The 21,828-nt window shown below is 53.2% G+C and carries 18 protein-coding genes and 1 pseudogene; 10 read left to right on the top strand and 9 right to left on the bottom strand.

The features are described from left to right. Positions 1-48 precede the first annotated feature (48 nt). From VH86_RS04680 to VH86_RS04700, 5 genes are read right to left on the bottom strand one after another with little or no spacing between them, the layout of a single operon-like run. Entirely contained in the window at positions 49-2,238 is a 2,190-nt protein-coding gene (locus VH86_RS04680) for a TonB-dependent siderophore receptor (RefSeq protein ID WP_045832086.1), read from the bottom strand. A 25-nt stretch (positions 2,239-2,263) separates the two neighbouring features. After that, entirely contained in the window at positions 2,264-3,589 is a 1,326-nt protein-coding gene (locus tag VH86_RS04685; RefSeq protein ID WP_045832087.1) for a lysine N(6)-hydroxylase/L-ornithine N(5)-oxygenase family protein, read from the bottom strand. Next, entirely contained in the window at positions 3,586-5,310 is a 1,725-nt protein-coding gene (gene iucC / locus VH86_RS04690; protein WP_045832088.1) for an IucA/IucC family siderophore biosynthesis protein, read from the bottom strand. The genes VH86_RS04685 and iucC overlap by 4 nt, the downstream gene beginning before the upstream one ends. Then, entirely contained in the window at positions 5,310-6,257 is a 948-nt protein-coding gene (locus tag VH86_RS04695) for a GNAT family N-acetyltransferase (RefSeq protein WP_045814988.1), read from the bottom strand. The genes iucC and VH86_RS04695 overlap by 1 nt, the downstream gene beginning before the upstream one ends. Then, complete coding sequence (locus VH86_RS04700; RefSeq protein ID WP_045832089.1) at positions 6,257-7,999, bottom strand: IucA/IucC family siderophore biosynthesis protein; 1,743 nt, start codon at positions 7,997-7,999, stop codon at positions 6,257-6,259. The genes VH86_RS04695 and VH86_RS04700 overlap by 1 nt, the downstream gene beginning before the upstream one ends. 137 nt (positions 8,000-8,136) lie before the next feature. Between VH86_RS04700 and VH86_RS04705 the strand changes: the two genes are divergently transcribed. Further along, positions 8,137-9,342, top strand: a complete 1,206-nt coding sequence (locus tag VH86_RS04705; RefSeq protein ID WP_045832090.1) for an MFS transporter — start codon at positions 8,137-8,139, stop codon at positions 9,340-9,342. A gap of 16 nt (positions 9,343-9,358) precedes the next feature. After that, complete coding sequence (locus VH86_RS04710; protein WP_045832091.1) at positions 9,359-10,252, top strand: siderophore-interacting protein; 894 nt, start codon at positions 9,359-9,361, stop codon at positions 10,250-10,252. Between the two features lie 369 nt (positions 10,253-10,621). Here the strand turns inward: VH86_RS04710 and paoC are convergent, their stop codons facing one another. Genes paoC through paoA form a run of 3 tightly spaced genes read right to left on the bottom strand, consistent with a single transcriptional unit; the run spans position 10,622 to position 14,408 of the window. After that, positions 10,622-12,820, bottom strand: coding sequence for an aldehyde oxidoreductase molybdenum-binding subunit PaoC (paoC, locus tag VH86_RS04715; RefSeq protein WP_045832092.1), 2,199 nt, complete (start codon positions 12,818-12,820; stop codon positions 10,622-10,624). After that, positions 12,817-13,773: a xanthine dehydrogenase family protein subunit M gene (locus VH86_RS04720; protein WP_045832093.1), complete on the bottom strand. Its 957-nt coding sequence runs from the start codon at positions 13,771-13,773 to the stop codon at positions 12,817-12,819. The genes paoC and VH86_RS04720 overlap by 4 nt, the downstream gene beginning before the upstream one ends. Next, positions 13,770-14,408, bottom strand: a complete 639-nt coding sequence (gene paoA, locus VH86_RS04725; RefSeq protein WP_045814961.1) for an aldehyde dehydrogenase iron-sulfur subunit PaoA — start codon at positions 14,406-14,408, stop codon at positions 13,770-13,772. The genes VH86_RS04720 and paoA overlap by 4 nt, the downstream gene beginning before the upstream one ends. Positions 14,409-14,670: 262 nt before the next feature. On the opposite strand from paoA, the gene VH86_RS04730 reads away from it, so the two are divergent. From VH86_RS04730 to VH86_RS26070, 4 genes and pseudogenes are all read left to right on the top strand, one after another. Further along, positions 14,671-15,090 carry a DUF393 domain-containing protein gene (locus VH86_RS04730; protein ID WP_045832094.1) on the top strand — a complete coding sequence of 140 codons (420 nt, stop codon included), beginning with the start codon at positions 14,671-14,673 and terminating at the stop codon, positions 15,088-15,090. 658 nt (positions 15,091-15,748) lie between these two features. Then, the gene (locus VH86_RS26270; RefSeq protein ID WP_052696546.1) at positions 15,749-15,958 is read left to right on the top strand and encodes an FGGY family carbohydrate kinase; all 210 of its coding nucleotides are present in this window, start codon (positions 15,749-15,751) and stop codon (positions 15,956-15,958) included. 10 nt (positions 15,959-15,968) lie between these two features. Then, positions 15,969-16,439: pseudogene (locus tag VH86_RS26065) on the top strand (FGGY family carbohydrate kinase); the annotation flags it as partial. Between the two features lie 90 nt (positions 16,440-16,529). Next, positions 16,530-17,270, top strand: coding sequence for an FGGY-family carbohydrate kinase (locus tag VH86_RS26070; protein WP_231647145.1), 741 nt, complete (start codon positions 16,530-16,532; stop codon positions 17,268-17,270). A gap of 19 nt (positions 17,271-17,289) precedes the next feature. Here the strand turns inward: VH86_RS26070 and VH86_RS04740 are convergent, their stop codons facing one another. Further along, entirely contained in the window at positions 17,290-18,069 is a 780-nt protein-coding gene (locus tag VH86_RS04740) for a DeoR/GlpR family DNA-binding transcription regulator (protein ID WP_045832095.1), read from the bottom strand. Between the two features lie 295 nt (positions 18,070-18,364). Here VH86_RS04740 and gatZ point away from each other — a divergent pair, with 295 nt between their 5' ends. From gatZ to VH86_RS04760, 4 genes are read left to right on the top strand one after another with little or no spacing between them, the layout of a single operon-like run. Next, a complete protein-coding gene (gene gatZ, locus VH86_RS04745) occupies positions 18,365-19,660 on the top strand; it encodes a tagatose-bisphosphate aldolase subunit GatZ (protein ID WP_045832096.1) in 1,296 nt (431 codons plus the stop codon). Further along, a complete protein-coding gene (gene gatA, locus VH86_RS04750; RefSeq protein ID WP_045832097.1) occupies positions 19,653-20,111 on the top strand; it encodes a PTS galactitol transporter subunit IIA in 459 nt (152 codons plus the stop codon). The genes gatZ and gatA overlap by 8 nt, the downstream gene beginning before the upstream one ends. A gap of 34 nt (positions 20,112-20,145) precedes the next feature. Then, positions 20,146-20,430 carry a PTS galactitol transporter subunit IIB gene (gene gatB / locus VH86_RS04755; RefSeq protein WP_045832098.1) on the top strand — a complete coding sequence of 95 codons (285 nt, stop codon included), beginning with the start codon at positions 20,146-20,148 and terminating at the stop codon, positions 20,428-20,430. A 4-nt stretch (positions 20,431-20,434) separates the two neighbouring features. After that, positions 20,435-21,817, top strand: a complete 1,383-nt coding sequence (locus tag VH86_RS04760) for a PTS galactitol transporter subunit IIC (RefSeq protein WP_045832099.1) — start codon at positions 20,435-20,437, stop codon at positions 21,815-21,817. Positions 21,818-21,828 lie beyond the last annotated feature (11 nt).

The raw sequence follows: 21,828 nt of genomic DNA on the forward strand, positions 1-21,828 counted from the left end.
AAACGATAAATAAAAAGTCATTAGCTCGCGCTAATGACTGCTTAAAAATCAGAATATAACTGAATAATTAAGACCGAATGTTCTGCCGCGGCCCTTATAGGTATAAAGTCCGGCGTCGCCATAGGTTGGGCTGTAAAGCCCTGGAGCGCGCTGTCCCCATGCGGTGGTATAATCTTTGTCTAATAGGTTTTCCACGCTGAAACTGAGCTTTCCAACTGGCAAAGCGTAACTGCCTAAGAAATCAACGGTGTTATAGCCATTGATCTTCTTGCCATCAGCATCTGAAACATCGAAAGTCTGGGTGCTTTGAACTCTCAGGCTCCAGTCACCCGGGGCCCAATTTAACCAGGCACTGACTTTAGATGGGCTTGCACTGTCAATTGTCAACTTTTCCCATTTTCCATCGACGCGAGTTTCAGATTTTATAATGTTGAAGTTAGAACCCGTGCTCCACTCGCTGTCATTAAAGAAATAATCAACTTGCCCTTCAACACCATAAATCCGGCGCTTATCGTCATCCAGATTAATGGTCATATCGGTTTTATTAATGCTGATGGTTTTATCAGAGAGCGAATAATAAGCCGCCAGCTGGGTACGCAGATTATCTCCGGTATAACGCCAGCCAAGCTCGTAAGCATCAACTTTAATGCCATCCAGTTTGGAGTCATTGACGTTAACGCTGTTAGTCAGGTTGTAATGGCCGTTAGCCAATTGGTAAGTGCCAGAACCATAATATTTCGCCAAATCGGGTATTTCAAAGCCCTGCGAGAAGTTAAACCATACCTGCTGGCGCTCGGTTATGCGTCCCAAAATCCCGGCATTAAACAGCAAATTATTATAGTCCGTTGAGCCACCTGGAACGGCATCAGCCGAGGTTGCCCGACCGGTCGCAATGGCTTGCTGCTGGGCGTAGCCAACAAAGTCATCGACTTTGTTCTTCGTATATTGGTAACGAACACCACCGCTGAGCGTGATGGCATCTATGTCATAACTGGATTGCAAGAAGGGCGCCAGATTAGTGATGCTGTAGCCTGGATAGCGCCCGACGTTATAGGCATTTTCCAGGGTCATTCCACCACTTTGTGCCGCGGTGTTCAGGTTAAAGAACTGCTGGTTGGCATCAAACGTTTCATGGTCAGCATCTACGCCGTAATTCAGCGTCAATGCATCCAGGGGTTTACTGTTGAGGGTCAGTTTACCGCCGTAGAAATCGGTTTTCTGCTGTGAGGCGCCAATACTGGTTACCCGGCCACCGCTGAGCGTAGGGAAGGGGTAGAACGTGAGGTTTTCATCACGATAGTAAATCTGTGCCACCAGATCCTGGCCGAGAAAATCGGTATTAGAATATTGCAGGTTGATCAGATGGCGTTCAGTGCCAGGCAAACGATCGGAGTTGAGATTGCCAGAGTTGTAAGCGTTAGCAGAACCGGTTACAGCGGAAAAATTTTCACCCAGATACAGTCCATGCTTGCCATCAGATTCGCTTTTGAAATACTGCGTGGTGAGCTGCAACTGCTGGTTTTCATCGATATTCAGCGTTCCCGTGCCCATGATATCCATACGATTGGAGTACTGCAGCCCGGTCTGGGTATTATCAATGATCACCTCATCGCCTTTGCCATCATACCAGCCGCCGTAACGCTGATACGCCACTGACAACCGACCGGATGCTTTATCATTCCCGCCACTTACCGCGGCACCGATATTCTCATCATGATCGTTATGGCTGTTGAAGCCACTTTTGGCACCGGTCTGTAATTCAACTTCGCTACCCGTCTGACCTTTTTTAGTGACGATATTGATCAGGCCGCCGGTACTGCCGCCGCCATAGAGTGACGTGGCGCCTGAAATCACTTCAATACGCTCAATATTAAATGGATCGATGGAATCAAGCTGGCGGCTGTCGCTGCGTGATGAATTCAGGCGAACGCCGTCCACCATCACCATCATTGAACGTCCCCGCATGTTCATGCCGTAATTGGTTCGCCCCTGGCTACTGACATCCATGCCCGGAATGAGCTGCGCCAGTACTTCCTTTAACTCTTTACCGCCCTGAACCTGCTGCTCAATTTCGGCCTGCTCAATAATCCATGTGGTCTGTGCCATTTCCGCGACGCTACGGTGGGAGCGGCTGGCGGAGACCACCATTTGATCTTCCTTTGTCTCTTCAGCCCAGGCGCTTGAAGTGAGCATAGCGAGCAAACACGGTTTTAATACCCAGAGATACGGCTGTTTCATTTTTTATTTTTTTCCGATGAAGTGTTCAATACAGAACTGAATTAACGGTACGTTGACGTTCCTGACCCTGCACCTCTGGCTGCTGTGTTCGCCATTGGATAACGCCAGGGGTTGTAGCCAGCTCGAAAGGCTCATCTGGGTGCGCACGATTAAGAATGCGTGCAGCTCGCCAAGCCATCAGGCTAAGCTGGGGTTCTGCAATGCCCAGGCTTTGCATCCCGGCATTGACGGCAAAAAGGCTGTTACTGTTTGGCCCATCCCAGTTAAGGGTGAAATCGGTGTTGATTTGGAAATTCTCATCTGGATCCAGCTGCAACCGATGTGCAACAGGCGCCAGAAAAGCGGGACGAGCTGGGCGATAGCCGGTAGCAAATATCACCACATCGGTGGCCAGCTGCTCTTCGCCATGGTCGAGCTGATGACGCAGTGTCAGCTGTGAGTGATCCTGTTGATTTGCAATATGGGTGACCGAACGAGATGGCATCAGATGCGCCCAGGGCTGTTCACGCAGAACTTCAAAGCGGTGGTACATCGCCCGGTAGATAGCGAGCAGCGATTCTGTGGTAATGCCATCCGATGTCATTTTTTGTTCGTTCAACATCTGCTGGCGAGCGCTTTCACCTAAGGTGGAGAAACTCTCCAGGTATTCCGGAGTGAAATACTCATTGGCAAAGGCGGCTTCATCCAGCGCGTTGAAGTTATTACGGCGGGAAACCCAATTCAGGGCGGCGGGCTGGCCCCATTCACCGCGAAAGATATTCAGAAACAGATCGGCTCCGCTTTGACCTCCACCCACAATAGTGACGCGTTTACCTTTAAGGTCCGGCCTGCGAAGCATCATTTCGCTGGCATGGAAGCAGCGATCGCTCTGCTCTGAAACGCATCCAGGCAGACTTGCCTGTTTACCAATCCCCAGGCACACATGGCGTGCGTGATAGCGATCCTGAGCGGTTTCTACGGTGAAAAGCTGAGTTGCGTCATTAAAACTGACACGCGTTACCGCCTGGCTGAATGCCAGATTGCTCAGGCGAGCCGCGGCCCAGGAGAGGTAGTCTGAAAACTCCTCGCGTGACACCGTTCGCTGTTCGGTGGTCAGGAAACGGTAGAATTTTTTCCGCTGGACAAGATAGTTAACAAAGCTGTAGCGATTGGTGGGTTCAACCGCACTCACTAAATCCTTGAGGAAACTGGTTTGCATGGCACAATCCGGCACCATCATGCCGGGATGCCACGCAAAGTGGGGTTTGCGTTCAAGAAATAGAGACGTAAATCCTTCCAGGCCTTCAGCCAGTGCGGCGACGCTGAGGTTGAAAGGCCCAATGCCGATGCCAATAAAATCGTAGGTTTTCATGATTCTGACTCCCGGGTGGCCAGATAGAGGGGGTTATCAAGATCGGTAAGGTAATTTGGCAACATGCGGCTGCCACCGTCATGCTCAGAAAAAGTCAGTTTTACTGGGTTGAGAACAACGCGGATGATTTGCGGTTTGAACAGGTCGAATAACGCGAAACGATCAGCCATGGCCGGATGCTTCTCCATATATTGCTGAAGCACTCTGGCAAGCAGTCGGTAAAAATGCGGCTCTCTGATACCGGACTGAAGCGTGAGTCGGGAGATGAAACGCAGCACGGTGACAAAGTGTCCGGTCTGTAAGTCATGGATTAGGTAGTCAGCGCTGAGTCGGGCGGTCACTTCCTTAACGGATTCAGGCAGAGATGACGCTTCCGGAAATGCGTCGTCGACCAGACGCATATCGCCCTGGAAGTCTTTAAGCAGGATGCGCTGCGGAATGTTGTCTTTCATCACCAGCGTGACATTTTGCCCATGGGCAATGAGCGCAACGCCATAACGACACATCAGGTGATAGAAAGGGATCACCGCGACTTTAAACATGCGGCTCAGCCAGCTTTCTGCATCCAGCGTTGAGCGTGCAATCCAGGCGCTAATTAGCGGATATCCGGCGTTATCCGTCTCCATCAATGCGGCCATTAGCACCGCCTGCTCGCCTTGTTGCAGATAACAGGAGGGATTTTCGCGCCAGATGACACCGAGCATCTCCTGATAGCGATAAGGTGCACCAGCCAGCGCGGCGTAACTTTCGTGCGCCAGATACCCTGCGGCCGGTTCGGCGAGGATTTGCGCGCCCGTTGCACGTAGCGTCTCATCTTGTGCAAATTGCTGCTTCAACCAGCCAGAGGCCAGCGGCCCGGCGGCAATGTATTTACCAGGAATGCCGCGATAGCAGGAGGTGTTGTAAATGGTCAGCGGTAGTTTGATATCAAAGCGCGCGACGCGGCTTACATTGGTCAGCGTGCGCAATGATTGCTGCGCCAGATAGCTATCCCCAAATTCCCCCAGCTCGACCATGTCACGGCGAGCCAGATAAGGCAGGAAGTGGATGGCGATTTTTTGATGCCACTGCCACGGGTGAACGGGCACCGCAATCCAGCTATCGTCGAGCTGAAAAGACTGCCAGCATTGGCGGAAACGCGTTAGCTCGGCGCTGTCCATGGCGCTGGAGATTAACCCTGCGATATCGCAGTTTTGGTCCTGACTCCAGACGAACTTATCCCGCCGCACCGCTATCCAGTGCAGACGAAATCGATTCCGGTACTCCGGGGCATAGGCGCGTAATGCATCGATTCCCCATCCGCGGCGACCCTTATTGAAAATGAACTTTGGATGCCCGCTGAGCAGGCATTGTAGTTCATCAGGATCGAGATCAATCAGATCGTCCGCAGTCAGAGACTGACGCGCTTCCCTAAGTTGCATATCACCACGAAGCGTTGCGTAGAGGTCTTCCAGGTGTTCAGCTGTCTGGGCATCGCTCATCTCCAGCACCGTCGCCAGTTGATACAACAGGGCATCGGCCTCCACGGGTCCGCCGCTGAGTGAGTCGGGCACGATGTGCAACCAGCCCCAGATACTGCGGCTGGCCGTAAAGTCCCATCGCACGGCACCCACGACGATGGCCCAGCGGCCGGAACTTTCTTCGCTGGCATGCAGCGCACGCTCATACTCAAGCTCAGCGAGAATTTTGGCGATCATCTCGCGATTGACCTGCTCCCACATCACAAGCCCACCTCCGTAAAGAAGCGGTGGCGCTCACTCATCACCAGACGGGAGCGTTTATGCGGAAAGTCGAATTCCTTGAGGGTGTGATAGCCCGCTACCGGGAGGTGACGGAAAAGACGTTGATTGTCGAAGCGGGGTTCAGCCACGACGCGCTGGGTACGGGATTCGTCCAGGAACAGAAAATGCGTCAGTCCGCGTAACCAACTGCGGATATGGTGCGCACCTCGCCACGTTTCTTCACCCACCAGCATATGCAGGCCACGATCGTAGGGCTGCCAGCGATAATGGCGACCGATACGATCTTCAGCCGCCCAGTAAACTTCGAAATATCCAAAAGGTTGATCGTCGAAACAACCTATCAGCGGATAGCAGTAACCTGAATCAAGCTGTTTACGCAGGTAAGTTTCCAGTTCTGGCTGCGGCGCGGCCATTTCCCAGAAGGCATTGACACGGGGATCGTTCATCCAGCGAGTAAAGCGCTCGGCGTCTTGTGCAATGTCTGCTACGCGGAAACTGAGTGTCCGCTTAATCTGGGGATCGTAACGGCGATAAACTTCGCCTTCCGGACGGGCAGGGCGCACGGGATAATAGAGCTGACGCTCCTGGTCAAACTGCATCTTCCCGCGGGCTACTGCGGGTTCGCTTCTGCACCAGAGTGGCAGCTGCCAGAAAGTCTCACGCGAGAAGAAGTCGCCGTTGACCGCGTCAAATAATTTCTGCGCCTGCGTTTCGTGTTGCCACTGTTCCCAGGGAAGGTGGATACCGCTTAGCTGTGGCGCTGCGACCAATAACTGGTCGATGACGTCAACAAGCCAGCCATCAGGCATAGAGGGGATCAGCGGCAATGATGCGCTGTTATCCAGTCCCAGCATCAAGGGTAAGAACTGCTCGGTTTGAGAACAGTAGAACCCCTGATTAACATGAACAATGTTTGCCTGCGGCATCATGACTTCTCCCTGTAAAACGGATTCTGGAAATCGAAGTAGATCACCGCCGGATCGACGATGGTGTTTTCGTTATGATCGTGGAGGTAACAATGGAAGTTGCCTTTGCAGTTCCAGTGTTTGCTATCGAGAACGTAATCCAGGGTGCGGGTATCGCTGACGCTGTTGCGTAACGCCGCCAGTTTGTCGCGCACCTTTTCCATCAGAAGAAGCTCAGTGGAGAAACCCGCAGCACCCAGCGCCGCGGTCACGGCAAGGGTCGAGTTTACTAACAGGTAATAAGGGAAATAACGCAGCACCTGATCCCAACTGAAGTGATTTTCGGCATCGGTTTCATCAATTTCGGCGAGCCAGTTGCTGGCATTTTCCGTGAAGCCGCTTCCCTGGCAGTCGCGATAAAGCAGGCCGATGGGGAGATCTTGCTGCATCTCCACCAGAATGTTTTGTTGGTGCGCCAGCAGCACCAAACCGAAGTTTGCTTCAGCGCTAAACACGGGCAGCAGCACGTGATCGCAATAGGCGTTGAGCCAGCACTGCGCTGCCTGCGGTAAAGATAATCCCAGCCTGACGCTTAACCTGCGCACTGCCGCTGCCAGCAGGCTATCGCCTCCGTCAGGTGCAGCCTGTGTAAGACTTACCAGCACATTAGTCTGCGTTTCCGGAGTGTCGAAAAGCAGGTTTACCCTCAGTGCCATCAGACTCTCTTCCTGGATGACACCTTCCACATCGCGCAAACCGGCCCAGCCGTCTTCTTGCATGACCCGCATCGTGGGATGTTGCATCTGCATCGTTTGCCATTGCGCTGTCTGAGCAAGACGAGCAAGGCGCATACCGCGTTTCACCTCCTTCACCGACAATGTGCGAACAGAATTTGTCAGACGTACGCTGAGTGAAAATTTGATCATGTCGTTGCTGGCGGGAGAGTAAAGCGAACGGGACGAGCTGGTGGGGAACCATTCGCTGCCGGCTTCCCCTAAATCGACCAATGCCCCTTGCGCGACCAGTTGCTGGCACCATGATTGCGATAGCAGATGCTGTGCCTGCCAGGGATGCATCGGCACCAGCCAATGCGTATCGGTGAAATGGTGTAACAGATCTGGCGCATTTTGGGCGGTGAAGCGAAACAGTCGTGCGCGTAACGTCAGCCCGAGGCTCTCGCCAGCAATGTACTGCTTTTCAACGGATAACCAACGCAGCGGAAAGCGTGAGCCAAAATCAGGCAGATAACGCCGCGCCTCTGATTCACTGAATGGCTCATGCGATTTAGGCGCAGGATGAAAAGCGTGTCCCACCAGCAGCGCTTGTTCGGCGTCTGAAAATGAGAGCGGTTGTTGCCGCAAAGCTGGCCAGCGATGACGCAGATTGATTGCATGCCAGGTATTGGTATGGCTTTCCTGCACCCGATGTTGGAACCGTTCAATGGCGTTGCTTTTCAATTCCGTTCTTATGGCCGGTTTTGCCAGGATCAGTGGCACCCATTGTTCAAAACTGACTGGCTCACCCACCGGGAATTCCGGGCTAATGAGCAGGGCTGGGAATTGATACTGATGATGTTGAGTAGGGGAAAAATAACGCAGTGGAAAACAGAGGGTATGAGAAGACGATAGCGGCAAAAGGATGTGTTCATTTTGCAGTGGAGGCGCCTCCGTGAGATGTTTCCAGTCACGTGTTTCACGGAAAAGTGCGTTGAGAAAACATTGCGCCGCCACGTCTACTTCCGACGTCCGAGATAGATAATTCATAAGATAATCTCGCAGATCAACTGATAATGATTATCGTTATGATAAGTATTTCATTTACATTGACAACTGTTTTTGCAATATTTACATACATCTTAAGTCATATATATCCCTGTATTTAACGGTGTCTTTACAAATTAATGTCAGTCATTTCAGTTTTGTTTAGTTTGAGGGTGGTAAGAAAATCCTCTTGGCCACTGGCTTTATGTGCCGGTTTGTTGGGGATTGGACAGAATGGCTTATTAGTTGTTCTGCCCCATTTGGTGGACTTGACGGGCCTTACCCTTTCCACCTGGGCAGGATTACTGCTCTTTGGTTCCATGCTCTTTCTGCCTGCTTCGCCTTGGTGGGGGAAAGTATCCGAAGTGAGGGGCTGCAAGTTCGTGGTCGTCGCGGCTCTGACCGGATATTTGTTGAGCTTTGGCGCACTGGCTGCTGTGGTAGGTCTGATGTCACAACACGCTCTCGGTGCGGGTCTGGGGCTGATGGGCTTAATTCTCTCCCGCGTCATTTACGGCCTGACTGTATCGGGCTTGGTGCCTGCCGCACAAACATGGGCCATGCAACGATCGGGGCCAGAGCAGCGAATGGCCGCTTTAGCGACTATCAGTTCCGGCATCAGCTGTGGAAGACTGCTGGGTCCCCCTTTAGCCGCACTTGCTTTAGGTCTAAGTCCCATGGCGCCTTTATGGTTAATGGCCGGGGCGCCTTTGTTCGCATTACTCCTGATCGGCGGACAATATGCGGATCCTCCTCTTGGCGTCATGCCGCATCAATCCACACGTTTCCACAGCAAACTGTTGCCATTCCTTTGCCTGGCTTTACTGCTGGCGGTCGCTATCAGTCTGATGCAGATTGGCCTTGCACCGCTATTGCATCATTCTATCCAGCTGCCTGATGCCGTTAGCTATCATCTTGCATGGCTGTTGAGTCTGGCCGCGGTAAGTACCTTGCTGGCTCAATTTCTGGTGGTGAGGCCGCAGCGTCTGGGCATCACGTCGCTTTTGGTTTTGGCGGGCATGCTGATGATCGCAGGCTTAGCCATGATGGTGATGGGCAATTTACCGGTGTTATATGCCGGGATCGCCGTCACCTCTTTTGGCACAGCCATGGCCACGCCAGCCTATCAGTTACTGCTTAATCAGCAGCTCTCAATCGGCAAAGGAGCGGGTTTGATCGCGACCAGCCATACGCTTGGTTATGGCGTCAGTGCGCTGTTGGTACCCTTGATTACGTGGCTGGCAGGACAGGGCCACTTAATGGCGGGTGCATGGAGTGCATCAATAATCTTCTTCATGATCACCCTCTGGCTGGTGGTCATTTTTAAATCAGAAAGTCAGCGCTGAGCGCCAGGAAAGAAGCATGGCCACCGTTCCCGGTTATAGAATATTTAATGTCACACTTTTGCAGAAGAGATGGCTGACCCCTTCACTGATGAGCTGTGTGTTCACTGGCGACCAGGTCGCGCAGATGAAGATGGATGGGCCGGACCAGCGCATCAAATTACTCCTCCCTTCTTCCAGCGGCCTTGCTTCAGATTTGACTGAGAGCGGCGCATGGTGGGATCAACTTAAAAGCATCCCCGCTGAACAACGGCCAATACTCCGCACTTATACGCTTCGACACGTCAATGCGACTGAGAGAAAAATGGACGTGGAGTTTGTCATTCACGGCATAGAAGGACCTGCATCGGCTTGGGTGTTATCTGCCAGCCCAGGTGATTCTCTACAGATTGTTGCGCCTAATCGTGAACATGAAGCCAGCAGCGGTGGATATGAGTGGAAACCCGATCCTGAGGTGGAGCGAGCATTGATCATTGCTGATGAGACAGCGCTACCTGCGGTTAAGGGGATTTTAGCGCAAATGGCTGAAATGCCTTCTCCGCCGCAAACTCAAGTCTTTCAGGAAGTCCCATTAGAAAAAGACGTTGTGGACCTGAGCAAATACGCCTTTGCTGAGGTATTTTGGCTCCCACGCGACAAACTAAACACCGTTCACGGCGAAGCACTGTTGGCCGCGGTAAGAGAGCAAGCTGTTATCCCTGCTGACACAATCAATACGTTTCATGACTGCGCGTATGAAAGCGAACAGGAAGATCTGTGGCAGAGTGCAGAAAGCATGAATAAACGGTTTCATGGTTGGGTTGCGGCTGAGTCTTCAACGGTAAAACATATTCGTCACTACCTGGTTGGGGAGCGAAATATTGAGAAAACTCTGGTCAGCTTTATGGCGTACTGGAGCAAAGGGAAAGTATGAACCTGACGATGTAAAACCCGCCTACCCGGTTTTTCCATCGCCCGATTGCGTCTATTTTTCTCTACAATCTCTGTATCAAAAAACCAATTGAACCTTAGCGGCGCGCTCTTTATCCGCAGCGAGATCTAATGCTTGTGCGGCATCGACCATATTTATAGGGTTTGCGTGTCGCTGTACTGCGGCGAACTGAAAACCTGCTGCGGGGTGCCAGGCAGCTAATGGCTGACCTGGTGACCAGCAGCACGCCGTCAGTGAACCCGAACGCATTCCGCTTCAGCCGTTTTACCGATGGCGTAGTGATTCGCGCGCAGCGCTGGCTGTGATAATGGGAATACGGTCCAGGCTCCACTGAGACAGGCATGGATGGCATTAAGCGATCTGCGGTAATGCCTCCAGGAGTTTATCCAGCGTGACTGGATAGTCTCTGACTCTGACACCCGTCGCGTTGTAGATAGCATTCACAATAGCCGCACCAACACCGCATAATCCCAGTTCACCCACGCCCTTGGCTTTCATCGGCGAAGAGACCGGGTCGGTATCTTCAAGAAAGATGACTTCCTGATCGGGAATATCAGCATGAACCGGCACTTCATACGCTGCCATATCATGATTGACAAAGAATCCCAACCGGGTATCCACCGCGAGTTCTTCCATCAGTGCGCCACCTAAGCCCATTGTCATCGCGCCGATGACCTGACTACGCGCGGTTTTCGGGTTGAGTATTCGACCCGCTGCACAGACAGCCAGCATGCGGCGCACGCGCACTTCCCCTGTGTAGATATCCACGGCTACCTCGGCAAAATGCCCGGCAAAGGTGGATTGCTGATACTGCTGATCGAGATCGCCAAACTCAATGGTGTCTTCTGCCGTCAGAGTGCATTGAGCCGCTGCTACAGTCAGCGGCACGCTGCGATGACCTGAGCGCACTTCGCCTCCTACAAACTCTGCTTCATCAGGATTGATGCCGAGTACTGTCGACACTTTTTCACGCAGTTTCACACAGGCGGCATAAACGCCGGCCGTTGAGGTATTCGCGCCCCACTGGCCACCCGATCCCGCTGAGACCGGGAAATCTGAATCCCCCAGTTTAACTGTGACTTGTTCGAGAGGCACGCCCATCATTTCTGCCGCCGTCTGGGCGATGATGGTGTAACTACCGGTACCAATATCCGTCATGTCAGTTTCCACGGTGACGATGCCTTGCGCATCCAGATGCACCCGTGCACCGGAGGAAGCGAGGAGATTGTTGCGGAATCCAGCGGCCACACCTAAGCCCACCAGCCAGCGCCCGTCTCTCACCTGCGCAGGTGATGCATTACGCTTTTGCCAGCCGAATTTATCTGCACCAGTGCGCAGACACTCAATCAGCTGGCGGCGTGAGAAGGGGCGTTGAATATCGGCGGGATCAACCTGAGTATCATTCAGTATGCGGAATTGCACCGGATCGATGCCCGCTTTTTCTGCCATCTCATCAATGGCAATTTCCAGCGCCATTAATCCCGGCGCTTCACCCGGTGCCCGCATCGCATTGCCTTCCGGCAGATCAAGCGTTGCCAGACGCAGGCCCGTCAGACGGTTGGCTCCGGCATAAAGGAGCTCCGTCTGTTGTACTGCGGTCTCAGGCGTACCGTTCGGCAAGTTACCCGACCAGCTAATATGCGAAATGCCCGTAATATGCCCGGACTTGTCGGTACCCATGCGAATATGCTGGATCGTCGCCGGTCGATGGGTGGTGTTATTGGGGATCATTGGCCGGGGCAGCATCACTTTTACCGGACGTTTAACGACACGCGCACCTAAAGCAGCCAGCAGGGCATCACTGCGCAGAAACAACTTTCCGCCAAAACCCCCGCCAATATAAGGCGACAGCACCCGCACTTTTTCCAGCGGCAGGTTCAGGGTCTTCGCGAGATCGGATCGGCACCAGTTAATCATCTGGTTTGATGTCCAGACCGTTACCCTGTCTTTATCCCACATGGCCATTGAAGCATGAGGTTCCATGGCCATATGGCTTTGGTCCGGCGTGGTATAGGTTTGGTCCAGCACAAACGCCGCTTCACTCAGGGCACGCTCTGCATCTCCTACGATTTTATCCGGGGTATCTTCGGATGGAGAGGTGACGGAGGGTTTCGCATCCTCAAGGCTGTAAACCCCTTCATCTTGCTGATAGCTAACCTCTACCAGCTGGGCTGCCGCACGTGCCTGTTCAAACGTTTCAGCGACAACTAATGCCACAGCCTGATGGTAATGTTCGATATGGTATTCAGCCAGCAACGTTGCCGTGTTCATCTCTCCCTTACCGAGTTTGCCCGCGTTTCTGGCCGTGACAACGCCTAAGACGCCCGGAGCATCTTCAGCGGCTGCGGTAATGAGTGAAGTGATTTTTCCTTTGGCAATCGGGCTGCCCACCACGTACCCATACGCGACACCGGGCGCTTCATCATGCCATTCATAGGCGTAAGGCGCGCTACCGGTGGTTTTGAGCGGACCATCAATGCGATCTAAGGGGCGTCCCACGTATCTGAGCTGGTCAATAGGATTGGTGCCGGCAGGTTTCTCAAATTTCATGGTTTTGCCCTCGCTTCTGCCAGCACCGAAGCCAAAGTGCGCTTCGCCAGTATCAGCTTAAATTGGTTATCCGCCGTAGGTTGCGCATCCTCAAACAACTTATCGAAAACCGGCTGAGAACCCTTGGGCAGCTCGCTGTCTGCTGATGTCCGCCGCCAGGGCTGGTGTGCCACACCGCCCACGGCGATCCTTCCTGAGTTATCTCGGTGTACGATAGCGGCAATGGAAACCAGTGCAAAAGCATAAGAAGCGCGGTCGCGCACTTTACGGTAGATATGCGTGCCTCCCACCGGCGGCGGCAGTAAGACCGCGGTAATAAATTCGCCAGCGTTAAGCACCGTTTCAAGGTGAGGCGTCTGACCAGGAGTGCGGTAGAATTCGTTGATAGGAATTGCGCGCTCGCTGCCATCCGGGCTGACGGTTTCGATGGTGGCATCCAGCAGTCGCATGGCTACGACCATGTCGCTGGGATGGGTCGCGATACAATCGTTACTGACACCCACCACGGCATGCTGACGGCTGTAACCCCCGATCGCCGCACAGCCGCTGCCGGGCTGACGTTTATTGCAGGGCTGATAGGTGTCATAGAAGTAAGGGCAGCGCGTGCGCTGGAGCAGATTTCCTGCGGTCGTGGCCTGATTACGTAACTGACCGGACGCCCCCGCGAGCAACGCACGTGAAAGAACCGCGTAATCCCTGCGCACGCGCATGTCTGCGGCAAGATCGGTGTTACGCACCAGCGCACCGATACGCAGTCCACCTTGCTGGGTGGGCTCAACCTTATCCAGCGCCAATCCGTTCACATCAATGAGATGAGCGGGCGTTTCTATCTCCAGCTTCATTAAATCCAGCAGGTTGGTGCCGCCAGCAATAAACTTTGCGCCGGGGTTTTGCTGTACGCGCCTGGCGGCTTCCAGAGGAGAGGTGACTTTTTCATAGCTGAAGGCTTTCATGATGTCTGACCCTCCGCGTAGTCTTCAATAGCGGCGAGGATATTGGCGTAGGCCCCGCAGCGGCAGATATTGCCGCTCATACGCTCGCGAATTTCATCTGCATGCCGCGTTGGCTGCTCCAGCAGGTCTGAGGAGACGTGGCTGGGGATCCCGTCTGCAATCTCTTTCAGAACGGCCACGGAAGAGCAAATCTGTCCCGGCGTGCAGTAACCGCACTGATAGCCATCATGTTTGATGAATGCAGCCTGTAGCGGGTGCAGATTGTCCGGCGTCCCCAGGCCTTCAATGGTGGTGACCTCAGCGTGCTGCTGCATCACCGCCAGCGTGAGGCATGAATTAATGCGTCGCCCATCTACGATAACGGTACAGGCACCGCACTGACCGTGGTCGCAGCCCTTTTTGGTCCCGGTAAGATGCAGATGTTCGCGTAAAGCATCCAGCAGCGTGGTGCGGGTATCCAGATGCAGGGACTGCTCTTTACCATTCACTTTCAAGGTTACTGGCATCAAGGCGGGTGGCGGTGTGGTGGCTAACGCGTGTTTGCTCGACGCGGTCGCAGATGAATCGTTGTTCGCTGTTTTGGCGCCTTCTTTGACGCTAGCCTGCTGGTGGTTGACATCGTGTGGGGTGCTCATACCCGGCCTCCAGAAAAATTTGGGTGCCTAAGGCACCTCTGTTTATAAGGTTTTTTGGAAACACTAAGCATAGACGTCAATTCAGCATTGCGGGCTGGCCGGGCTATTTCCTTCCTGGAGATAAGCAGAATGGGAAATAAAACAGCTTAAACACGGCTGAGTAGGGCAGTAAACCGTCTCGCTTAGATTGAGACTTTCCCGCATCGCTTGACGTAAGAGTAAGATGTGCCGTACTGACTGTTTATCGAATGGAAAAATCGTTATGTCGATGCCGCCCTTTCTCAATGCCGGGGATAAAGTCATCATTTATGATGGTGTCTGTAAGTTGTGCAATGCTTGGGTTATTATTTTGCTGAGCCATCACATCGATCGCAAAATACGCTTTGTAGCCATTCAGAGTGAGAAGGGTAAAACGCTGTTGAGATATGCCGGCTTGCCCGATGAAAATATTCGAACAATCGTTCTGATTAATCAGAATCAACACTGGCTCAGGTCACAGGCGATATGCCGGGCAATGGCATTTATGCCGTGGCCCTGGAAGGTGTTGTCTTTAATTCGTTTTCTGCCTGATTTTATTACTGACTTTATTTACAATCGTATTGCACAGAATCGCTATCGGTTATTTGGCCATTATGATGATGTTCATGAGATAGAAGGGGATTATCCTGGAAGGTTTTTATGAGAGTGAGGCGTTTGGTGGGGTTATGATTTGTCGGTTCTCAACTCAAATAACGCTGACTGGGCAGAGCGAACCTGAGTTTGGCAATTTAGCCACCACAAAAAATTCATCCCGGGATTTAAATGAAATATTAGTGAGCGGTTCCGCCTTTAAGTCCAAATCAAACTCTGCGCCATTCGAATTTAATGCGACCTAAGCGTTATATCTTAAAGCAACTTTTTAATTGAGGCTGTATGATAAGCGTACAAAGTGGATATTATATTTGAAACTTTAGTAGCCTATTAGAGTAGAGCGACAAGAACATCAAATTTTCTCACACTGCATTTATTGAATACTAAGAGGAGTCCGTTCCCTAGCCTTTGAGTTGCAGGGCAGACCTAATAGCACACAATGAATTCGCAGCCTGCCCTGATAATGCCAATATCTGCAGCATAATTAGCGATTGTTTTTAGAATAGACTCAAGTCATTAATGGTGCGTCTTTCATTGCATGGCTAGCACCTTGAATTTCTTTTACGCCATGATGTTCTTTCACACGGTGAGTGCTGACCATTGATTTCAGAGTCACACAACTTATTATGGTCACTGGAAAGCACCTCCAGCTCGCGGGTTTTTTACAGGCCCTAACTGGTCATAAATGTTAACTATATGCCGGGGAAGCGATGTTTCTGGGAATTGATTGTGGGACGCAGGGCACCAAGGTGCTGTTGTGGGATGCAGAAAATCAGCACGTGCTGGCAACCAGTTTTCATGCCCACTCTCTGCTGAACGAAAGACCCGGACAGAAAGAGCAGCATCCCGCTGACTGGCTCAATGCCATGCGGGCAGGGGTGCGTGATGTGATAAAAAAAAACGGGCATTGGTCACGATAAAATCATCGGGATGGGTGTTTCAGGGCAGCAACATGGACTGGTGATTCTCGACCAGCATGACGCCGTGATCCGTCCGGCGAAACTCTGGTGCGATACGGAAAGTGCTTCCGAGCTGGCGCATTTTCTGCAGGCATATCAGTCCGTTTATGGCCAAAGCCTGAGTGCTGACATTGGTATCCCGGTCCCGGTAGCCTTTACGCTGGGCAAACTGCTGTAGGTTAAGCAGCATGAATCCGCCCATTACGCCCGCATCGACAAAGTGATGCTGCCACATGACTATCTCAATTATTTCCTCACCGGCCATTTTCGTACCGAGCCGGGTGATGCCTCCGGAACCGGCTATTTCGATACCCGGCTGAAAGCCTGGCGTACTTCGGTCCTGGAACTGATAGACCCCGGCCTGATTACTAAGCTACCCGAAATCATGGCTTCCCATCACGCACAGGGCTTACTTCGTGCTGAGGCTGCCGCGTATCTGGGGCTTTCAACCGGCATAGTGGTGTCCAGTGGCGGCGGCGATAACATGATGTCTGCGATCGGCACAGGCAATATCGCGCCCGGCCAGGTGACGATGAGTCTGGGCACATCAGGAACCCTATCCACCTGCCAGCCCGAACAGATCGATTGCAGCGGCTTTGAGGACATCAATACCTTCTGTTCCTCGACCGGAGCCTGGCTGCCGCTTATCAGCACGATGAACGTGACCAACGCCATCAATAGCTACAGGCACCTGATGGATATCGACATTAAAGATTTCGACAACTACCTGATGGCGAGTAAACCCGGAGCGGAAGGGCTGTTTTCATTTCCGTGGCTGAACGGTGCGCGATTGCCCAATCTGCCCGGTACGCGTGGAGAAATCTCGGGGATGACGATGGCGAACTTTACCAAACCGCACCTGTTACGCTCGGTGGTCGAAGGGGTGACCTTCAATCTCTGCAAGGGCATTGAGATTTTCAATGCCAGAGGGCTGGTGTTCGACAGCGTCACTATTATTGGCGGCGGCGCAAACAGCAGAGCCTGGTGCGGAATGATTGCCGATATTACCGGGCTCACCGTAACCCGGCCGACCGTACCCGACGCGGCAGCACTGGGTGCCGCCATTCAGGCGCACTGGTGTTATCGCAACAGTACGTATCATGCCGAAACGGTTACCCTGTCACAGTTACTCCCAGAATGGCTTACCTCTGAACAGGGTGAGACGATCGCGCCTGATCCAGTTATCAGCGAACAATACCGGCAGATCTATCAGCGTTATCACGCTGAGGTGTATAAACGCAAAGCTCGCTATCTGGATGAAAGCCTAGAGTAGGCCTGGGTTAGCGACACACTCATGCCACAATCACTGTCTTACCCTTTTTCCTCAGTTCTGCCAGCGCCTCAGCAGGCGCATCTTCATCGGTGATCACCGTATGAATTTTGTCGAGCGCAAGAACCTGATTAAATCCTTTACGGCCGAACTTGGAGGAGTCTGTCAGGACAATCACCTGTCTGGAGGCGGCCGCCATCACCGCGCTGATGGCAAACCCTTCATTAAAGGTCGTGATCCCGTTTTCGACGTCTAATCCATCCGCTCCCACGAACATCAGATTGGCCGACACGTCGCGTAATGCCAGTTCGGCAATACTGCCGTGCAGCGAGGCGGTTTTATGGCGCACGGTCCCACCGCACACCACCAGGATGATGTCTTTGTTGTCAGACAGGATGGTGGCGGCGGGCAGGCTGTTGGTGATCACCGTGATATTTTGCCGCTCGGCCAGCGCTTCGGCTAACAGCTTGGTGGTGCTGCCGCTGTCGAGAATCACGGTATCCCCTTCTTTCACCAGCCTGGCGGCCTCGATGGCGATACGCTGTTTGGGATCAGCGGCCAGCTGATAACGTTCATTGAGACTCACTTCAGTATGAGATGCGTTGGCGTCGTTAGCCGAAGCCTCAATACTGGCCGCACCGCCGTGAAATCGGGTGACCAGTCCCCGCTCTTCCAGCAGACGAATATCGGCCCGCACCGTGACTTCCGTCACGCCTAGTTCAGCAGAGATGTCCGTCACCAGCCGGCTGCCGGTGCTGTTGACCATATCAACAATCCTGTTTCTGCGTTCAAACGCATTCATAAACGATCCCCTTAGATGAAAACCAATCCTAAAACGAAAGGATAAGAAAGTAAAACGGCAATATTAGAAGTGAGGGCTTAATACAAGAATTACCGACATTTTATTGAGTTACATACTGAATTAAATAGGAAATATTTCATCTGGCCTTTTAGTTTTGCCATCACAGCAGATAATTAAAACGAAAAATAAAGAAGCAATACGGAAATATATAGATCATGATCACATAAATAAAAGAAAGGAATTGTGCTAAAAACGAAAGATTGTGATGGTGATAAGCATACTTTCGGAGGACAAAATGAAGAAAATCATCCAGCAGCACAAAGACGGTCTTGATTGCGGTATCTGCTCAGTCTGTTCCGCACATCCACTGGTTATTGAAGCGGCACTGCGTCTCGATCTGCACACTCAGCGACAGGTCCTGATCGAGGCGACATCCAACCAGGTCAATCAGTTTGGTGGCTACACCGGTATGAAGCCGGAGGATTTCCGTGATTACGTGCTGGGTATCGCCGCGCGCGTCGGCTTCCCGGCTGAACGCCTGATTCTCGGCGGCGACCACCTGGGACCCAACGTCTGGCAGGGCGAGAAGGCAGAGCAGGCGATGGAGAAGTCCCGCGTATTGATCGCGGCGTATGTGAAAGCGGGATTCAGTAAGATTCACCTCGATGCTTCGATGTCCTGTGCGGATGACCCGGTTCCACTGTCGCCGGACGTGGTCGCCGAGCGTGCCGCAGAACTGTGCCGTATGGCGGAAGAAACGGCCACAGCAGAACAGAAGGCCGCGCTGACCTACATCATCGGCACCGAAGTGCCGGTACCGGGCGGCGAAGCGCACGCAATCAACGAGGTACAGGTTACGCGTCCAGAAGATGCGGCATACACGCTGGATGTACATCATAAAGCGTTCCGTGCCGCCGGCTTAGATGACGCGATTGGTCGCATTATCGGGCTGGTGGTGCAGCCTGGCGTGGAGTTTGATCACAGCAGTGTGATCCACTACGCCCCGGCTGAAGCGCGTGAGCTCAGCACATTTATTGAGTCAACGCCGGTGGTGTATGAAGCTCACTCAACTGACTACCAGACCCGAAAAGCCTATCGCGCGCTGGTGAAAGATCACTTCGCCATTCTGAAAGTCGGTCCGGCGCTGACCTTTGCCCTGCGCGAGGCCATCTTTGCGTTAGCTGAAATCGAAAAAACCCTGGTTGCACCTGAAAAACAGAGCCAGATCCTCGCGGTCATCGACCAGGTGATGCTGAACGAACCGGGCTACTGGAAAAAGTACTATCGCCCGGCGTTCTCCGACTCGCTGGTGGACATTCACTACAGCCTTTCAGACCGCATCCGCTATTACTGGCCAAATGCGCGCATTGTCAGTGCCTTTGACGCGCTGAAAGACAATCTTAACGGCGTGGAGCTGCCGCTCGGTCTGCTAAGCCAGTATCTGCCTAAACAGTTCGATCGCGTGCTGAATGGCAGCATCAGCGCGGATCCCCACACCCTCATCATCGACAAGATTCAGGATGTCCTGCGTGACTACGCGTTCGGATGTGAACCTGAACTGAACCTGCAAAAAGAGGTAAGCCATGCATAACTACCGCCTTCTCGTCTCCTCCGGCCTGAGCTTTATGGATGCCGAAGAAGCGCTGAATCACATCGGCCAGAAAATGGTGCGCGACGGCATCTGTCGTGACAGCTATCCGGCGGCGTTGCTGGAACGTGAAGCCGCCTATCCAACCGGTATTGCGTTGGACGGGCACGCCGTCGCCATTCCGCACTGTGATGCGTCACATGCTGTGGAGCCGGCGATTTATCTGATCCGTCCCGCCTCGCCCGTGCAGTTTCAGCAGGCGGACGATGACGGCACGATCGGCGCCGAGCTAATTATTGCGCTGGTCGTCACGCACCCTGAACAGCAGTTGAACCTGCTCAAGGCGCTGTTCGGCCAGCTGCAGCAGCCTGAATTTATCGAAAGTCTGCTAAGCGCGCCTGAGAGCGAACTGGCCGACTGCTTTACCCACCGCCTGCTCGCACCGGCGGCCTGATAACAACACCTGACCCTGCACCCGGAGAAAAACAATGAAACGTAAAGTGATTGTCGCCTGTGGCGGCGCCGTAGCCACCTCAACCATGGCGGCAGAGGAAATCAAAGATCTCTGTGAAGAGAACAGCATTACCGTCGAAATCGTGCAGTGCCGCGTTAACGAGATCGAAACCTACATGGACGGTGTGGACCTGATCTGTACCACGGCCCGCGTTGACCGTCAGTTTGGTGATATCCCGGTGGTGCACGGCATGCCGTTCATCTCAGGCGTGGGTATTGATGCGTTGCGCGACAAAATCCTGACCGTTCTTCAGGGGTAAGCTTATGTTTACTGAAATCATGCGTTACATCCTCGATCTCGGCCCGACAGTGATGCTGCCGATCGTGATCATTATTTTCTCCGTCTGCCTCGGGATGAAAGTGGGCGATGCCTTTAAGTCTGGACTGTTTATCGGCATCGGCTTTGTCGGCATTGGGCTGGTGATTGGGTTGATGCTGGACTCTATCGGACCTGCCGCCAAAGCCATGGCGGCCAATTTTGAGATTGGCCTCGATGTGGTCGATGTCGGCTGGCCGGGATCGTCGCCAATGACCTGGGCGTCACAGATTGCGCTGGTCGCCATTCCGATTGCGATTGTAGTGAACATCCTGATGCTGGTCACCCGCATGACGCGCGTGGTGAACGTCGATATCTGGAACATCTGGCACATGACATTCACCGGCGCGATGCTGCATCTGGCGACGGGTTCATACTGGCTGGGCATTCTGGGCGTGGTGCTGCATGCGGCCTTCGTTTACAAACTGGGTGACTGGTTTGCGCGCGATACCAGAAACTACTTCGATCTTGATGGTATCGCCATCCCGCACGGTTCCTCTGCCTATATGGGGCCGGTGGCGGTACTGGTAGACACTATTATTGATAAAATCCCGGGCCTGAAGCGTATTCACTTCAGCGCTGATGACGTGCAGAAGCGCTTCGGTGCTTTTGGTGAGCCGGTGACTGTCGGCTTCATCATGGGTATCGTGATCGGCCTGCTGGCAGGCTACGACGTCAAAGGCGTGCTGCAGCTGGCGGTAAAAACCGGCGCAGTGATGTTGCTGATGCCACGCGTGATCAAACCCATTATGGATGGCCTCAACCCGATTGCTAAACAGGCCCGAAAGCGCATGCAGGCAAAATTCGGTGGTCAGGAATTCCTGATTGGCCTCGATCCGGCGCTGCTGCTGGGCCACACCTCGGTGGTCTCCGCCAGCCTGATCTTTATTCCACTGACCATCCTGATTGCCGTGTTCGTGCCGGGCAACCGTGTGCTGCCGTTCGGCGACCTGGCCACCATCGGCTTCTTCGTGGCCATGGCCGTTGCCGTACACCAGGGCAACCTGTTCCGCACCCTGATCTCCGGCATCATCATCATGGGCATGACGCTGTGGATTGCCACCCAGACTATCGGGCTGCATACCCAGCTTGCTGCCAACGCGGGCGCACTTAAGGCTGGAAGCCAGGTGGCCTCGCTGGACCAGGGCGGTTCACCGGTGACCTATCTCCTGATCCAGTTCCTGACCTGGCAGAACGTCACCGCGCTGGTGGTGATTGGTACGGTTTATCTGCTGGGCGTCGTGCTGACATGGCGCAGAGCGCGCCAGGCAATGCAGCCACAGCCAGAGCCGGATAACACCCTTTCTCAGAGTAATTCTTTAGCGAAATAACCGACGGGGGC

It is taken from the genome of Pantoea sp. BL1, assembly GCF_000963985.1.
Lineage (GTDB): Bacteria > Pseudomonadota > Gammaproteobacteria > Enterobacterales > Enterobacteriaceae > Pantoea > Pantoea rwandensis_B.

Coding starts and splice junctions, on each gene's coding strand:
- VH86_RS04680 (WP_045832086.1), bottom strand. CDS start 2,238: ATGAAACAGCCGTATCTCTGGGTATTAAAACCGTGTTTGCTCGCTATG.
- VH86_RS04685 (WP_045832087.1), bottom strand. CDS start 3,589: ATGAAAACCTACGATTTTATTGGCATCGGCATTGGGCCTTTCAACCTC.
- iucC (WP_045832088.1), bottom strand. CDS start 5,310: ATGTGGGAGCAGGTCAATCGCGAGATGATCGCCAAAATTCTCGCTGAG.
- VH86_RS04695 (WP_045814988.1), bottom strand. CDS start 6,257: ATGCCGCAGGCAAACATTGTTCATGTTAATCAGGGGTTCTACTGTTCT.
- VH86_RS04700 (WP_045832089.1), bottom strand. CDS start 7,999: ATGAATTATCTATCTCGGACGTCGGAAGTAGACGTGGCGGCGCAATGT.
- VH86_RS04705 (WP_045832090.1), top strand. CDS start 8,137: ATGTCAGTCATTTCAGTTTTGTTTAGTTTGAGGGTGGTAAGAAAATCC.
- VH86_RS04710 (WP_045832091.1), top strand. CDS start 9,359: ATGGCCACCGTTCCCGGTTATAGAATATTTAATGTCACACTTTTGCAG.
- paoC (WP_045832092.1), bottom strand. CDS start 12,820: ATGAAATTTGAGAAACCTGCCGGCACCAATCCTATTGACCAGCTCAGA.
- VH86_RS04720 (WP_045832093.1), bottom strand. CDS start 13,773: ATGAAAGCCTTCAGCTATGAAAAAGTCACCTCTCCTCTGGAAGCCGCC.
- paoA (WP_045814961.1), bottom strand. CDS start 14,408: ATGAGCACCCCACACGATGTCAACCACCAGCAGGCTAGCGTCAAAGAA.
- VH86_RS04730 (WP_045832094.1), top strand. CDS start 14,671: ATGTCGATGCCGCCCTTTCTCAATGCCGGGGATAAAGTCATCATTTAT.
- VH86_RS26270 (WP_052696546.1), top strand. CDS start 15,749: ATGTTTCTGGGAATTGATTGTGGGACGCAGGGCACCAAGGTGCTGTTG.
- VH86_RS26070 (WP_231647145.1), top strand. CDS start 16,530: ATGAGTCTGGGCACATCAGGAACCCTATCCACCTGCCAGCCCGAACAG.
- VH86_RS04740 (WP_045832095.1), bottom strand. CDS start 18,069: ATGAATGCGTTTGAACGCAGAAACAGGATTGTTGATATGGTCAACAGC.
- gatZ (WP_045832096.1), top strand. CDS start 18,365: ATGAAGAAAATCATCCAGCAGCACAAAGACGGTCTTGATTGCGGTATC.
- gatA (WP_045832097.1), top strand. CDS start 19,653: ATGCATAACTACCGCCTTCTCGTCTCCTCCGGCCTGAGCTTTATGGAT.
- gatB (WP_045832098.1), top strand. CDS start 20,146: ATGAAACGTAAAGTGATTGTCGCCTGTGGCGGCGCCGTAGCCACCTCA.
- VH86_RS04760 (WP_045832099.1), top strand. CDS start 20,435: ATGTTTACTGAAATCATGCGTTACATCCTCGATCTCGGCCCGACAGTG.